This is a genomic window from Rhodococcus sp. C3V, from assembly GCF_029269915.1.
Lineage (GTDB): Bacteria > Actinomycetota > Actinomycetes > Mycobacteriales > Mycobacteriaceae > Rhodococcus_F > Rhodococcus_F qingshengii.
Window position 1 is genome coordinate 15110 of record NZ_JARJBE010000021.1, and the last position, 14484, is coordinate 29593.

At 62.2% G+C, this 14484-nt stretch carries 13 protein-coding genes; 4 read left to right on the plus strand and 9 right to left on the minus strand.

Features of this window, described 5'->3' with window-relative positions; all coding sequences use genetic code 11:
• Nucleotides 1–775: 775 nt before the first annotated feature.
• The 3 genes from P3G66_RS29915 to P3G66_RS29925 all read left to right on the plus strand — a co-directional run bounded on the left by P3G66_RS29915 (nucleotide 776) and on the right by P3G66_RS29925 (nucleotide 1680).
• Entirely contained in the window at nucleotides 776–1168 is a 393-nt protein-coding gene (locus P3G66_RS29915) for a hypothetical protein (RefSeq protein WP_276117604.1), read from the plus strand.
• Between the two features lie 24 nt (nucleotides 1169–1192).
• Entirely contained in the window at nucleotides 1193–1318 is a 126-nt protein-coding gene (locus tag P3G66_RS29920) for a hypothetical protein (RefSeq protein WP_276117605.1), read from the plus strand.
• Between the two features lie 149 nt (nucleotides 1319–1467).
• Nucleotides 1468–1680: a hypothetical protein gene (locus tag P3G66_RS29925; RefSeq protein ID WP_276117606.1), complete on the plus strand. Its 213-nt coding sequence runs from the start codon at nucleotides 1468–1470 to the stop codon at nucleotides 1678–1680.
• 842 nt (nucleotides 1681–2522) lie between these two features.
• Here the strand turns inward: P3G66_RS29925 and P3G66_RS29930 are convergent.
• The 5 genes from P3G66_RS29930 to P3G66_RS29950 form a co-directional block, all read right to left on the minus strand.
• Complete coding sequence (locus tag P3G66_RS29930) at nucleotides 2523–3674, minus strand: ADP-ribosylglycohydrolase family protein (RefSeq protein ID WP_276117607.1); 1152 nt, start codon at nucleotides 3672–3674, stop codon at nucleotides 2523–2525.
• Nucleotides 3671–3844: a hypothetical protein gene (locus P3G66_RS29935; protein ID WP_168798851.1), complete on the minus strand. Its 174-nt coding sequence runs from the start codon at nucleotides 3842–3844 to the stop codon at nucleotides 3671–3673. Before P3G66_RS29935 ends, P3G66_RS29930 begins: the two co-directional genes overlap by 4 nt.
• A gap of 57 nt (nucleotides 3845–3901) precedes the next feature.
• Nucleotides 3902–6055, minus strand: a complete 2154-nt coding sequence (locus P3G66_RS29940) for an ADP-ribosyltransferase (protein WP_276117608.1) — start codon at nucleotides 6053–6055, stop codon at nucleotides 3902–3904.
• A 347-nt stretch (nucleotides 6056–6402) separates the two neighbouring features.
• Nucleotides 6403–7341: a hypothetical protein gene (locus tag P3G66_RS29945; RefSeq protein ID WP_276117609.1), complete on the minus strand. Its 939-nt coding sequence runs from the start codon at nucleotides 7339–7341 to the stop codon at nucleotides 6403–6405.
• A 36-nt stretch (nucleotides 7342–7377) separates the two neighbouring features.
• Complete coding sequence (locus P3G66_RS29950) at nucleotides 7378–8112, minus strand: HNH endonuclease family protein (RefSeq protein ID WP_276117610.1); 735 nt, start codon at nucleotides 8110–8112, stop codon at nucleotides 7378–7380.
• A 49-nt stretch (nucleotides 8113–8161) separates the two neighbouring features.
• On the opposite strand from P3G66_RS29950, the gene P3G66_RS29955 reads away from it, so the two are divergent.
• Nucleotides 8162–8398, plus strand: coding sequence for a hypothetical protein (locus P3G66_RS29955; RefSeq protein WP_179090825.1), 237 nt, complete (start codon nucleotides 8162–8164; stop codon nucleotides 8396–8398).
• A 35-nt stretch (nucleotides 8399–8433) separates the two neighbouring features.
• Here the strand turns inward: P3G66_RS29955 and P3G66_RS29960 are convergent, their stop codons facing one another.
• The 4 genes from P3G66_RS29960 to P3G66_RS29975 form a co-directional block, all read right to left on the minus strand.
• Nucleotides 8434–10422, minus strand: a complete 1989-nt coding sequence (locus P3G66_RS29960) for a cutinase family protein (RefSeq protein ID WP_276117611.1) — start codon at nucleotides 10420–10422, stop codon at nucleotides 8434–8436.
• A 231-nt stretch (nucleotides 10423–10653) separates the two neighbouring features.
• Nucleotides 10654–11451, minus strand: a complete 798-nt coding sequence (locus tag P3G66_RS29965; protein WP_058037138.1) for a hypothetical protein — start codon at nucleotides 11449–11451, stop codon at nucleotides 10654–10656.
• A 2-nt stretch (nucleotides 11452–11453) separates the two neighbouring features.
• Nucleotides 11454–13310: a hypothetical protein gene (locus tag P3G66_RS29970; RefSeq protein WP_276117613.1), complete on the minus strand. Its 1857-nt coding sequence runs from the start codon at nucleotides 13308–13310 to the stop codon at nucleotides 11454–11456.
• A complete protein-coding gene (locus tag P3G66_RS29975; protein ID WP_276117614.1) occupies nucleotides 13310–14404 on the minus strand; it encodes a DUF2637 domain-containing protein in 1095 nt (364 codons plus the stop codon). The genes P3G66_RS29970 and P3G66_RS29975 overlap by 1 nt, the downstream gene beginning before the upstream one ends.
• Nucleotides 14405–14484: the final 80 nt, after the last annotated feature.

Sequence of the window (14484 nt, forward strand, 5' to 3'; positions counted from 1 at the left end):
GTTGTGCTGCGGGACCCCACAGTTTGCGAACGTCCGCCCCTGACCACCATTTCTGCCGCCTTGGTCGGTTGACGCGAACGGATACTCGTCGCAATCGTTGTTCGCCGGTCGAGGCCCGGTGACATGACCACAGGACCCTCTGCGGTTTTGGGCGATAATCGTTTCGTCGATACGCCGAGTCAGCGGGTTTCCTCCATCCACCTTGCCTGGAAGGTTAGTCTGCTGAGCACGCCGAACATGCGATGCGAAGTCCGCGTTTTTACGCACTGTCCACACTGGCGTTGTATCGCGGAATACGCATCCTGAACTATTTCGTAGTCCAGGAGAGCTGTCGCATCGAATCTTCGGGGACCATTGCAGCATCACACCGGTACCCTTCGATGACTTGACATTCACCAGCCAGGTGATGTCTGTCCACCTGGTTAGCCCTCCAGTTACATTCAGCTTGTATACGGCGGCAGCGGTGACGGTTGCTCCGGGTGCGTAGGTTAGTGCAAAGCTATTGCTTCCACTTACCTTGCTGCAATAGACAATATTGGTGCACGACCCCGTTCCGGTGAATAGTGCGGTGACTCCGTCGCCTGTGGCGGAATGAAGCGTGAGGGTGTATTCGCTCGTGAATGTTGTCTTGTTCCACGCCAGAGGGATCTTTCGGTCCACAGTCGCTTGTACTGTGCCGACCACCTTTCCATCGGAATCGACGAGCGCCAGGTTGACCGGTTCGGAGTTGCAGCTGTAGCCCGCTCCTCCATGCCATATATCTGGCAGGGGATACATGTCGTTGACGCACCAGGACTGGAGGTCCGAGTTGACGCGAGCTTGGGCCGGAGCGCCCTCGGGTTCAATAGCGTCAGTCGACGTCTCAGACGGTGCCGTTGGATTCGCGGTCACATCCGGATCGGTAGTGGTTGACTGCGCGGTAGTCGACTCCGCGACCGACGGTGTAGTGGTCGACTCGGTGGTGGTCGACTCGGTGGTGGTCGACTCGGTAGTGGTCGACTCGGTAGTGGTCGACTCGGTAGTCGATTCGGCGGTGGTCGACTCCGTGGTTGATTCGGCGGTGGCCGACTCCGTGGTTGATTCGGCGGTCGCCGACTCGGTAGTGGTCGACTCGGTAGTGGTCGACCGGGCGGTAGCCGACTTTGTAGTGGACTCAGCAATCGGCTGAGTCTGCTCGGCAGACGACTGAGTGGTGGTTGTTGTCGACGCCGTAGTCGTCGGTTCAACGGTTGTCGGCTCAGGAACCGTCTGTTCGGTGGTCGTCGTCGGCTCGGTGGTCGTCGTCGGCGCTGATGTCGATTCGGACGGCTCTACGTAGGGTTCGGTCAACATGCACCACACCGGTTCGGATATGTCCTCGACGCGGATTTCGTCGCACTTGGGCGCGATCATCGGCGTTTGGACTTCGATTCCTTCCGCTTCGGGGGGCGTTGCTCCGCGTGCGAAACCTGGTAGGGGAGCTGGTACTTGTCGCAACGGCGTCAGCTGATCGTCTGTCAGCCGTCCGTCGTCACCGCAGGTTCCGCACTCGAATTCGGAGAGATCCGGCGGAAATTGTTCGTTGTTGAATCCGTCAGGTTGCCATTCGATGGCGCCGTTCTGGAACTGCTGACGGAAACCGTTGCCGACGGGGAATTCGTCACCGGTTGGGAAACCCCAAGTGCTGGTTTGGAACCCTGATTTCGACCAGGTGTCATAGATTTCCCCCTGAATGATGTGTGCACCGTACTGCGGGGTCCAGTAGATGCTTCCGCGTTCGAAGTGGTTGAGTGCTCCGCCGGTAACGGCGATTTCACGGGAGGTCGGGTAGCCGAGGGGTCCCCACTCGTAGTTTTGCTGGCCCCATTTGGTGCGGATATCGCCACCGATTTGGTTTGCCTTGTTGGTGCTCACATTCTGATGCCAGTAGATCGAGCTCGACCCGAACTCTTGCCATCGGCCGCCGTCCTTCGCGTCCGATTCCGGGCCCGTGGGGTTGCCCCATTTACTCGGGCCACCGATGGCGATGTACTCCTCGAGGATCTTGCCGCCGACACAGAAGTTTCCGAATTTCGGGTCGTCGTTCTGACAGTCGATATGTGCAGCGGCTGGAGGCGCCAGTGCTACGCCGAGACTGGCGAACAGAGTCATCGCGACCGCGGATGTGGTGGCTTTCGCCCAGATGCTGCGGTGTGTTCGTTTCCGCTGTGCTCTGGCCCCTGGCGGAGAAATTGCCGGCAATGACATGCGTGCTCCCGGTTCCTGTGAATTGACTGAGCGAACGCTGTGACTTTAAGACAAGACAGGTCGGTATGTAGTTAATGTCACTAAAGTGCCATTGGTCCCAAAAGTCCGATTGACCTAAACCCGCTGGCAGTGGGCTTCGATCACCCCTCCTGTCGAACCTTTCGGGTCGCGTCTAGCCCCTCGGCCCGCAGCGTAGGCTCCCTTGTTCGATGTGTTGGGCGATCGCGTTTGTTCGTGCTCGAGCGGCACTTTTCTTCGCGGTGCTCGTGGCTACGGTCGTGCAGGATGTCGATGTCTCATTTCACAGCCCTCTTCGCAGCGGGGCGCGCGCAGACTGACGATGGCCCGGAGTCAGCCGTTCTCATGCTCATCCCAAACGGCTTGGCGAGGCCGTCGTAGTGGGCGTTGTCCAGTTCCTGCGCGTATCGGGGCTCGAACGTCGGGTTGAGGCCGTTTCTGCTCCAGTAGTCAGGCTCGCTGTGCGCGGCTCCGATGAGTGCGCCGGCCATGCAGGCGATCGAGTCGGAGTCTCCGTTGCTGGTCGACGCCCAGGCGAGGGCCTGCGGGCCAGTCAGCGGCGCGAGGACGTTGTCGGGCCTTGTGGCCATGTCAGCGACGAGCAGGGCCAGGGCTGTGGCACTGGCGGATTCCCACCCTTCTCCGATGCCGGCGCAGGGGTCGCCGAACTCGGACGGCGGGATCTGGTCGAGCCGGTCTCGGGTCTCAGCTGCTGCGATGAGGATGTCCACAAAGTCGTCATTTAGTCCGTCTACCAGTACAGACGACACGTCCCCTCGGTACGGGGCGAGGACGTCTGCAAGGTACGGATCGCTCAGCCATTCGCTGACGCCTTCGTAGATTCGGCCTGCCTCGGCCAGAGCGAATTCGAGGAACCGGCCGTGCCGCTCGGGTGCGTGACGGACGGCATCGGCCAGGAGCAGCGCGGGAACGATCGCACGCGGGTGTTTGTGGGTGATCACCGCTTGAAGGGCGGTCAGGCCCCGCCAATGGGGATCAGGCGCGAATGCGGCGGGCACCAATCGCATGACGGCACCGCAGCCGGCGGACTTACGTGCTCCGCCTGCGTCGTACCAGTTGGCGCCGCCACGCAGATTCGCCAATGAGCCCATGCAGGTCATGCCTGGGGCACGGAAGTTCTCGGGATCGAGTTCCCACTTGATGAAGTGTCGGACGATCGAGTCGGTGACTGCGGGGATGTCGCCGAAGTCCGTGACCTCGACGAGCGCGTCGTGCAGCGCGAGTGTCATCTGGGTGTCGTCGCTGATCATCCATTCGCCGGCAGGCGCCGGCACCGGGTAGGCCGGCATGTCGGCGTACTTGCGGAACTCGACCTGGAAACCCCAGGCGTCGCCAGCTGCGAGACCGATGAGGGAGTTGTCGTAGCGGGCGATCTGGGCGGCGGAATCGCTGGCGACAGGTGCGCTCACGGCTTCTCCTCTTGCTCGATCTCGTTGGCGGCTGTGCGGATCCGTTGGACCTCGATGAGGTCTAGGTCGGCGATGCGGGCGTAGTAGTCCGCGATGGCGCGGGGGGTCATCCCTTCCTTGAGGTGTGCGCGGATGTCGTCGAGTTGTTCTTGGGTCAGCTTGTCGCTCATGGTTGGCTTCTTTCTCATTGAGGGGACGTGTCGTTTAACCAGCTAGATCGCTATTTTCTATGCAACAGCCTTCAGTGGCGAGGGGGTGCCCTCCGCTTCGGCGACGAGGTCTTCGGCTACGAGCCACACGGTCGGCATGCCGCCGATGCCGTTGGGGTCGACCTTCACGCACCTCAGGTTCGTTCCGGTGGGAACGATGACTTCGTCTTCCGAGCTGAAGTTCGAGATGGATTTGACCGGCAATCCGTTCCGCGTCCGGATGACCATCATGTAGGGCCCGTTGGAATAACCCGCGAACGACGTCGCTGTCTGCTGTCTGGTTGTGCAACTGGTGACTTTGCCGATCTGGACCTTCGATCCAACCGTGAACGCGGCGTCGATGTACTCGGCACTGCTGCCTTTCCACCCGCTCGGTGTTCGTGTACCTCGCATCACGGTCATCGGCGTGTTGTTCGGGTTGTGTTCGTCGAACTTGTCGAACGCCGAGTCGATTCCCGAGACAACGGTTTTGATGTGTGAGGAAGGTTTCGGGTCGCGGCCGGTCACAGCAGCGTTGATGCTTTGGTAACTGCCACCTGTGTAGGTGGTCAGCGCACTTCGCTCGCTACTGGTGAGAACGTTCTTCACGAATGTCGAGTTCGTGTCGGTGAGCGCGCTGATGTTCGCGGTCTGGACGTTGTTGCCGCTGACCGCAAAGCCCCATGCGTGCAGGTTGCCGGCGCGTTGGTGGATGATCCCGTAGTCGTCGGCGGTTTCCTTGCCGAACGCGCGAATACCACTGCGGTACAGGGAAGCGTGCTTTTCGGCTCCCAAGCTGTCCGGCGGAATCTTGTGCTCGAAATGCGGGATCACACCGCCGCCCTTGGTCGGGGTGCCGAGTGTGCGCCGGTGAGCTCGAGCGTATGCATCGTCAGCCTGTGCCGGTGTCTTGCCTGCTGCGAGTGCCGCGGCGTGGGCCTTCTCCCCCGCTTCTGCTGCGGCCATCTCGCGCACGCGCTTCTGGTGCCGTTTGACGCCGTCGTAGATGTCGGCCCGGGCGGGCCCGGCGCCGGCTGAATCGGCGATCTTCTCGCGGGTACTGGCGAACTCGTCGTTGATGATCTTCGTTTGCGCGGCCGCCGTCGATGCCTTTCCCGCAGCTGCCTCGCTGGCGACTTCGAGCAGCACGTCGCCCTTTACGGAGTGCGCTTGCTTCTGCATCTCGGTGGCGTTCTCCGGCAGTGGTCCGGGATCGACCATGATCGGGATGCGGTTCGCCTTCGTGAGCGCATCGCTCTTGCCGTGGGCAATTGCGACGGGGTGGTACGAGTCGCCCTTGCGTTGGAGGACGACGAAGTCGCCAGACCCTCTGCGGACAATCGCGGTGCCTCCGTCGAGGTATCGCCCTTCGACCTCCTCGATTCCGGAGCCGGTTTCCATCGGGATGGTTCCGGATTTGTAGACGGCGGTGTCACGGTCGATGCCGGCGGGACCGATGACAGGCCCTTCCGCCAGAGCCGTTGCGGCTTCCTCCGCGTACTTGCGGTTCAGTGACCGGCTGATCGTGGCGACGTCGTCGTCGGAGAGGGAAGCGTAGTAGGCATCTCGCTCCTCGTCGCTGGCCATGTCGGCGCGCATTCCGAACTTGGCTGCTGCGAGGTCGTCTCGGGCGTCGCTCTGCCGGCGTTGAGCATCGACGTACTCGGTTTTGGCATCGTCGAGCGCTTTCTGCTGCTCGGCTACGGCTTCGGCGGTGCCGGTACCTTCTTCAAGCGCTTTCGTGGCCTTACGCAGGCGAGACCGGTACCGGTTGACAGCCTTTCGCGCCTCGTTGGCCTCGTCGTCGACCGACGCCACTTTCGCCTGAGCGGCTTCGAGTGCATCTTGTGCCGGAGTGGTCTTCGGCCCGGCCAGCTTCTCCCGCTCCGCTTTCGCTTGCGCGATCAGCAGTTTGGCGCTCGGCGGATTCGCGTGAGCACTGGGCATCGGGGTCTTCCCCAGGACCTCCGAGTCGATTCCCAGACCTGCCATGAACTCCTGGAGCACACTCGGTGGCGCCGCCTGGATCGCAGCAGCTGCCTCGACGAGCCCTTGCTCCTTGAGGTGGTCGACGACCTTCTTTCGAGCCTCGCGGCCGAGCCGACGGTTCCCGTTGGCCTTTGCCGCGGCCTTGTAGCTTCCGCATCCCGGGCAGCGACGGCCGGCAGTTCCGTGACCTTTTGAGCGACACATAGGGGGATCGTACTGGGAAGACGACACGTCCCCTCGGTTGATCCCCCAGCTCTCGCGGATGCACTTCACGCCCGCCGACAGAACGAAAAGGCTCGGTGTGCCGGCAACTCGGGACATGTCGATCATTCCGATCACCCCGCCCGCCCGATGTTGGGCCGATTCGATTCTTCAGTCGCGGCAGATGGTCGCGCCACCAGCCATTTCACTACTAAACATTACAATATCAATTTGCATTGTTGCAAGTGGGAATGTTTGGTGCACGCCCGGAAAGCACTCCGCCTCCACTCTCAGCGCTGCGTGGAACGCTGAGAGTGGAGGCGGGTGAGAGCGTGAAGGCGGCTGTGCTTCTACGCAGTTTCTTCGAGGGTGCGGAGTTTCGCGTCGGCACGTCGCCCTTGGCCGATCGCCAGGGATGTCGCGAACCCTGTGAGGGGTGACTTCCCGAACTCGATACGCATCAGGACGCCCAGAACCAGCCCGGACACCGCCACCGCAGCGAGGGAGAAGATCGCCGACTGACCCGCCAGTACCTCCGTCAACACGAACAGGACAGAAACCGTTGCGAAAGCAGCGATTACGACTCGGCGTAGACGATCAACGTCGGTCCAGGCGAGATGACGACGGATCGCGCGGAGCGTTCGAGCATTGTCGGCGCTGTCATCGCGGTTGTGCTGATCGAGGTAACGGTCATACAGGCCGGAAGTCGTGACGGCGCCTGTACGGACAGCTTCATTGAAGCGCAGCGAACGCAGCATCGAACTTGATCCCGCATCCTTCCGGATTTGCGGCGTTTCACCGTTCACCGAGGAGTCGATCGCGTCGTTGCGAATTGCGTCGACGTCAGCGCCACTTGCTGATTCGATATTCGCCAACAGCCGGTCGGCGACCTGCGCATTGTTCATTGCCCACCCTTCAGTGCAGATGCGCAACGCGTTGGGAACAAAGCATGCCACCAGCACGACCGCGGCAACCATTCCGCCATAGGTCCCAGCCGTAACCGGATCTTCATCGGCAAACCTGCGCGCCACTATCGCTGCGACCAGGGCGACGAAAGCAACGATCATTGCGACAACGCGGGTGCGCTGATACGGGAGCGACGATTTCGTGATCTTGCGGTGAATCTTCTTCAGTACAACGGTCTGCTCTGACGCGTGTGAGGAGGTAAGCACATTTTGATACCTCTTGAGCAACGTGTCATGACTGACGCTGCCGTTGCGGAATCGGAGGACGAAACGAGTCGAGTCGATATTCCGGTCGAGCAGTGAATCGGTGACAGAACTATGCATGTCGATTCCTTCGGTGTGAGTGATCGTGGCGTTCGGTCAGGAGCACGAGTTGCGGGCGACGAGCACATCGCCTGAGGTGACGGCGAGCTGGTATTTCGCAGCGACGGTGAGGTAACGGGTGGCGTAGTCGCAGTGGAATGCGGCGTTGGGCGGGAGCCAGGTGTCGGGGCCTTTGTCTGACTTCGACTGGTTCGCTTTGCCTTGGGAGGCAATCAGGTTGATGTCGGTGTCGTTGGCGAAGTTCACCCGCTGCTCCAGCGTCCACGTCGCCGCTCCTGCGTCCCATGCCCGCGAGAGCGGGAAGACGTGGTCGATCTGGATCGCGGACGGGTTTGAAGTGGAGAACGCGATGTCGGTGCCGGTGTAGGGGTCGTGGAGAGTGCCGGCCACTACTTTGCAGTCGCGGGTTCCGGGTTTGAATTCGACGTCGACGAGCTGTCTTCCTAAGACGTCATTGCGTGTGTCGCAGCCGTTTCGGGCAAGAGCACCGTCGTAATTGTCCGTCCACGAGGTGCCGAAGACACAGGATTTTCCCTTGGTGCATTCTCGTTCGTAGCCGGTCACGTTCGGCAGTTTGTCGACGACGGTCAGTGTTCCGATCAGATTGTCGAGACCGGGGATCGCGCCGTCTGGTTGCGTGGCCAGGGAAGACGACGACGCGGCGGTGGGAGCAGGGCTGGAGGGGGCAAGCCCTCTGGTTGCAGTGAATCCGGAAATGGCGGTGATGAGCAGCCCGGCTGCGGCGATGGATGTAGCGATCTTTCGTTTCATCGTTTCTCCTCTGGTTCGCGCCGGGACAGGTGGGCGGCGGAGGTCGTACGTGCGCTCACCATTGCCCCTCCCCCATTGCTGCGACGGATTGCCGGGCTTGCACTCGCAATCGGCGGCGGTCGATGTTGCCGTGGCTCAACGCGTTCGGGCGGTGTCCGACATGGAACATGCCTTCGGTGTGTGGGCACGCGAAGACGGACATTCCTTTGTCTCCGTGGTGTTGTTTGCGGACAGTCTTCGCATCTCCCCGGGTGTGATAGCCGCGGTGGCCGCACTTCTCGCATGAGGTCCAGCGTGCAGAAGGGTTGTGGGCTCGATGGCTCATGCGGCACGTCCGATCTGAAGGTTGAGCCAGTCCGAGAGCCACTGAATGGCGTTGCGGCCGGCGTTGTCGACGACGAGGGCGTTGTAATTGGTGTGGGCTCCGGAGGTGAAGAAGTTCGCGGCACTGAGACCTTCACCGACCAGCGAGACGAGGTCTTCTGCACCCTGCGACTGCGACAGCTTGACCAGGGAATTCGACAGTTGTGGCAGGTCCAGGTTCTCGGCTTGGGTGGTGATGTTCGTCGAGACCGTATTGGTCTGTTTGCCCAGCAGAGCCGGTGCTGTCTTGGTGGCTTTGCCGGAGAACATGTTCATGGCCACTGATGCCAGATCCAGGCCGACCGGAACGAGGCCGGTCATCGCTGCGGCTGCACCGAGCGGGTCGGGCATCTGTCCGGGCGGTGGGAGGAGCTTTTCGACAGCGGCCCAAGCAATTTCCTGGATCTGTCCGACGATGTTCGCCAGCTTGATGACATCGACATTGGCGAGGATCGACGCGACCAGGGCTGCGATCTGGGTACTGCCCGAGGGATCGGGGATGACCGAGAGCACCTGCGAAACCCATTTCAGATCAACAGCGGCGGCCATCTTGACCAGTGGAGAGAATTGATTGTTGAGCTGGCCTGCGATGTCGTGGGCGCCTCGCGCGTCGAGTGCGGCGACTTTTTGGGGCAGCAAAGTCAGGTTGTTCAGGATGCCTGGCATGTCGAGCGAGGTGACGCCGGTGGCCACGTTAAGGACCTGATTGACCACCACGGTCGGCTTGAGCACTGACAGCACACTGGTTGCCGAGCTGAGTGCGTCGGTCGGCGTCGACGCGACGGGGGCCACCTGGACGCCGAGGGTGTCCGCGGCCTTGGACAAGGTCTGCACCTCTGCCGAGCTCGACGGCAGACTCAGAGAATCTCCACCGGTGAGCTTGTTTGCGGTGTTGGCGAGCTTCGTTGCCGTGTCGAGGGCAGTCGTGAGGTCTGACTGTCCGGCTTTGGTGAGGACTTCCGACGCGTTGTGCTCGGCGGTACCGGCCGGCGCTGCCGCGAGCTGTCCGTTCGCCGACGGGTTCGCAGCTCCCGAATCGAGCAGGTCAGTGAGTGGGGCGAGCGTTTTCGCGATGGACGTAGCGGTCGAGGCCACTTTCTTGATGTCCACGGTCGGCTCGGAGAGCTGCTGGCCGAGCGCGGAGACGTTCGTTCCCAACGCAGGCAAGTCCGCACCGGAGAAGTCCGACGTCAACGCGGAAGCGAGCTGACTGTTCCCGCCGGCCGTTCCGCTGCTGTCGACACCGCTCGGACTTTTGCTCAGGATCGAGCCGAGCGATCCGAGCAACGGACTGGAGCCCTTCTCGATCGAGCAGTACAAGTCTCCTGGATCGCAGATCGAGGCGACCCTGCCCGACAGAGCACCCATGCCTTGTGGTCTCGGATCAGCGATGCCTTGGCCCGAGGTGCGGGGGCCGACAACCGCAGAACCCTTGGTGCCCGCGCCAGGATCGGCGAGTAGACCGACGGCAAGGACTTGGCTCGCGTCGACAGGGCCTTTGCCGTTTCCGATCTCGGACGCGAGGTCACCGGCTGCGTCCGCGCCCTGCGAGTAACCGATGATGGTGAATTTCGTGTTCGGGCAGGAGTTCTTGATCTCCGAGAGGACTTGCTTCGACTTCGCGATCGCGTCAGCTTTGCTGTCTGCGTAGGTATGGCCGTTGTCGAAGGCTCGGGCCATGTACGGCAACGTGTAAATCTCCGCTTGCTTACCGTGTTCGCTCTTGAGTGCGTCGGCAACAGGTTTGAGCATGCCCACGGGCTGATCGGGATCGGCGGTATCGCTGGTCTCCCAGGTCCCCGGGATGAACAGGTTGAACGTCGCCGCGCAGTTCGCCGGCGCTGCGTTGGCAATCGCAGGGACAGTGAGCGCGATTGTTCCGCCGGCGACGGTCGCAGTGACGATCAGTGCGACGGTACGGCGGGATCTCGAACGTCTTGCGGGCATTGGCACCTCGATTGCCGAAACGGACACAGGTGCCTACGTTCACCTATTTCGGCGTTTCATCTCAACGGGGTGTCACGGCGTTTCCGCTACCTCAAATAGGCACTGACCAGCGGTGTCAGTGCCGCGAATGGTGTTTGACATTCATTGGGAACTGAATGGGTTCTCTGCGTTGTGAACCCAGAAAACGGGTGCACTGTGGATTCCTCGCCGTCGATCGAGTCGACGGCGAGGTTAGTGCCAGTCGATGTGGACGGACTCGATCGAGTCGAAGTGGAACCCGAATTCATCGCTGTACTGGTCGAATCCCTTGTTCTCGGGGTAGTCCAACGTCGCGTGACGCTCCAGCAGTGCGACGACGCGTGCGTGATCGTCGTTGGCGAGGGCCGCGGCGAGTTCGCGTGACTCTTCCGCGGTGAACGGGACATCGGAGTTCGCGAAGTCCAGTGTGCGGACTCGGTAGTCGTAGCCCTCTTCCGACCCGTTGCGCACCGAGACTCCACCTTTGACGCGGATCGTCGCCTTCTTCGGGGTGCCGTCGGGGCGCAATACGCCGGCGCGCTTCATGACGTCGTCGGCTTTGACCTTCTTGAGTTTCTTCTTCGCATCGGCGCGCAGATCGTTCGTCTCCCCTGACCGGTACCGGGAGACGGCAGATGGTGAGCGGCCGATCTTCTTGGCCACCTCCCCGATCCCGCCGAGACGCTCGATCGCCGCGCGCCGTTGCGCACGCTCGGCAACGTCCGCGTGCGGGACGCGGCCCTGTTGCGCCCACCGACGCAACGTGCGATCCGAAGGCGGTTTACGGCCGGCGTCGATTGCTGCCTGGCGTAGGCCGTCGTTGCCGATCTCTTTGCGCACCTGAGCGACCGAGACTTTGCTTGTCAGTCCTGCCAGTCCCCCGGTCTTGACGGTTTTGGACTTCTCGACTCCGCTGGTCGCGGCGTTGGAGACGGACACCTTCAGCCCGTCGAGCCCGACCGCCTGTTGCACGGGCTTCTTCGATCGAGGTTTCGGGAGATGCAACGCCATCGCTACTCCCCTTCCTCGCCTGCTGCGAATGCGCCCTTGATGGCGAGATTCATCTCGTGTGTGTCATCAGCGCTGGTAAACGCCTCGATCAGTGCTTCGGTGAGGACAGTACGTTTCTCCACGGACATTTTGCCGAGCGCGTCACTGTCATCTGCGACGTCTTCACCGTCCGCGAGCAGGTACACCCAGGAGTCCGTCACCGTGCGCACCGGCCACCGACCGGTTTCACGCGCAATGCGCATTGCAACCCTGCGACCACGCCAGCGGCAATGCGCAATGATCGACGCCCGCCAGAGCGGCTGGTGGTGATGTTGCATCTGTTTCGCAGTCCACATGTCCGGGTTCACCATTCGCCCGATGTAGCCCTTGTAGCAGGCACCAAGGAACCGCTTCATCGCAACGTCGCCGGTCTCGACGGCGACCTTGCGTCCCTCGCGCAGGATCTTGGCCCACTTGTCGAGAGCGCGGCCCTGCTCGGGGTAGACCCAGGCTTCGACGATGTCGAGATCGTCGAGTTCGGCGCCGATGCCGCCGTCCGCGACAGAGGCTTGCAACGCGTCCAGGCTCACTGAGGTGACCCAGGTCTGCACAGGCTGATCAGCGAGCATGTGCGGGTGCGGGAGTGGAAGTTTCGCGGGCAGGGAGAGCATGTTCCCCGCAGGCAGGGTGATGCGCCAGAGCCCGAACGGTGCGCCTTTCGCGCCCGATGCTGCTGCACTGACTGCACTTTCACCGGTCAGGTGGCGCGGTTTCCCGTAGCCGAATTCGAGCATGCCGGCGGATGCGAGGTAGGCAGCTCGCTGGTCAATCGACACCAGCTGCGTTGCGCCGGTGAGATCCTCGGAATCGCAGACGCGTGTCCATCCGACCTCGGGCTCGAGGTCACCGCGCGGCTCGCCGTTGAGCGGCGGGATGGGTCCACCGGTGGTGACCGCGATTCCCTTGCCACTGCGGGTGCGTTCGCGCTTGATCTTGTCGAGGACCGCAGCGCCGGTGCGTGCGGGGGTGGGACCGGGCAGGACACCGAGGTAGCGGGCGCACCACGACAGTCGGCGTCCGAGTTCGCGGGCTGCCGGCAGATCGTCGTCGGGGAGATACGTTCCGGCTGTGGGAGATCCGAGGATTCCCATGTCGCCGACGCGGTTGTTCCAGCCGAAGTCCTTGTTCCAGTAGGTCCACACGTACGGCTCGATGAAGATGTCGACCATCGAGGTGAAGGTGCCGGTCGTGCGCGAGAGGTGCACGACGTGGCCGGGATCGCCGCGCAGCTCCCACCCCGCGGTGAGCATCGGCGTCAAGGTGGCCTGGAGTACCGCGGTGAGTTCTTCGGCAGCGCGGGTGCGAAGAACTTCCATGTCGTCGACGTCGTCTTCGTCGCCCGGGTCGATAATCCAGCCGAACGTCTCGCACGCGTCGATTCCGACGACCCACACCTGCGCGGGAGCACCCAGAGGGGTGAGTGTGGCCCACCGAATCAGCTTGTCGAGCTTTTCCACCGAATCCACCGGCCCGGTCAGCTTCTCACCGGAAGGCGTGTAGGAGCCGGCAGCGGTCACGATGATTGCGTGCCCGTCCGCATCGCCACTCGCGGGCGGCAACACCGCAGACGCCGGTGTTGCCGGGTTCGTCGCTTCGGATTCTTCCGGCGAGGGTGTTGCTGCAACAGGGTCCACAGTCGTTGCGGTGCCTTCGTTCTCAGATGCCGTTGTTGCCTCCGCGTCTGCAATGACGTCCGCTGTCGATTCGGCACCTGCAACGTCCGCACCTGCGATCCCGGGCGTTGCTTCTGCCGAGGCGGTGAGGTCGAAGAGTGCGATCTGGTCCGCAACGTCGGGTTTCGGATTCTCTTTGCGGCTCATCAGCTATGCACCAACTGGGCTTCGAGCTCGATCCTCTGGTCGCCTTCGTTGCGTCCGTCGTCGTTGCGCTCACTTTCCAACGCCTCACGGGCGACATCGTCGAGGGTCGGCAGCGGCGGGATGGTGAACCCGGCCGCAATTGCTGCCTCTTCTGCTCGGTTGTATCGGCGCATTGCGGTGCTTGCAGCTCGAACATTGGTTCTCTCGGCCAGTTCGGCGAAGGTCAGATCCGGGTTGGTGATCTTGAGCGTCGCTGTCTCTTTCACCATCGGATCGAGGTCGGAGCGGTCGATGAATGCGAGCAGCTGTGCGACCGTCTGAGGCTCAGCCTGCACAGGGTCGCTGACGAAGTCCGCCGAGTCCGACTCCGCCTCGATCGGCGTTGCGTCGGTTGGCGCAACAGCAGCAACGACCGGTGCAACAGCAGGAGCCGTGGTGATGTCGACGGAATCGGATGCAACACCACCCACAGGCTCAACATCGACGGCGGTCTCGATCGGCGCAACCTCGGCGGCGGCATTCACGTACACCGCAGTATCGACATCCTCGTTCAGAGCAAGCGTGTAGTCATCCGATCGAACGAGTTCGGAGTATTGCGCGTGTGCCGCCCCGATCGCCTTGATCAGAATCCCGACGCCATGAGTGAAGGCGAGGACCAGCACGGGCGGGATGATCGCAATGGCTGCTGCAACGGCCGGAGCCAGCGGAACGAACCCGAGCACTCCCCCGCTGTCGACTGTTGCTTGCGCCGCAACGGCGGCGTGAAACGCGTGATAGGCGTTGCCGAGGATGCTGATTGACACGACACCGACAGCAAGCGCGATGTAGAACCGCTTGTCCCACCGGCTCACCTTGAGCTTGCTCAGGATAACGATCGCGATCGTTGCGCCGAAGATTGCACTGTCCACGATCGCGGGGAAGATCCATGTCAGATGCTCAGGTATCAACGCCTGCCGTGCGAGGTCGCGTTGCACGGCGAAGGACAGCACGAACGCGCCTGTGGTGATGCCCAGCGCAATGAGAATCGCAACGACAAGTGCAACGAGCAACGCACCAAGCTGGATACGTGCGGCGCGGAGATTAAAGTCGGTCATGATCGGGTCTTCCTTCCACGGGTTCCCGGTCGCAGAGGCCCTGCCGGATTCCAGCCGGCGGGGCCTCGTTGCATCTGGCG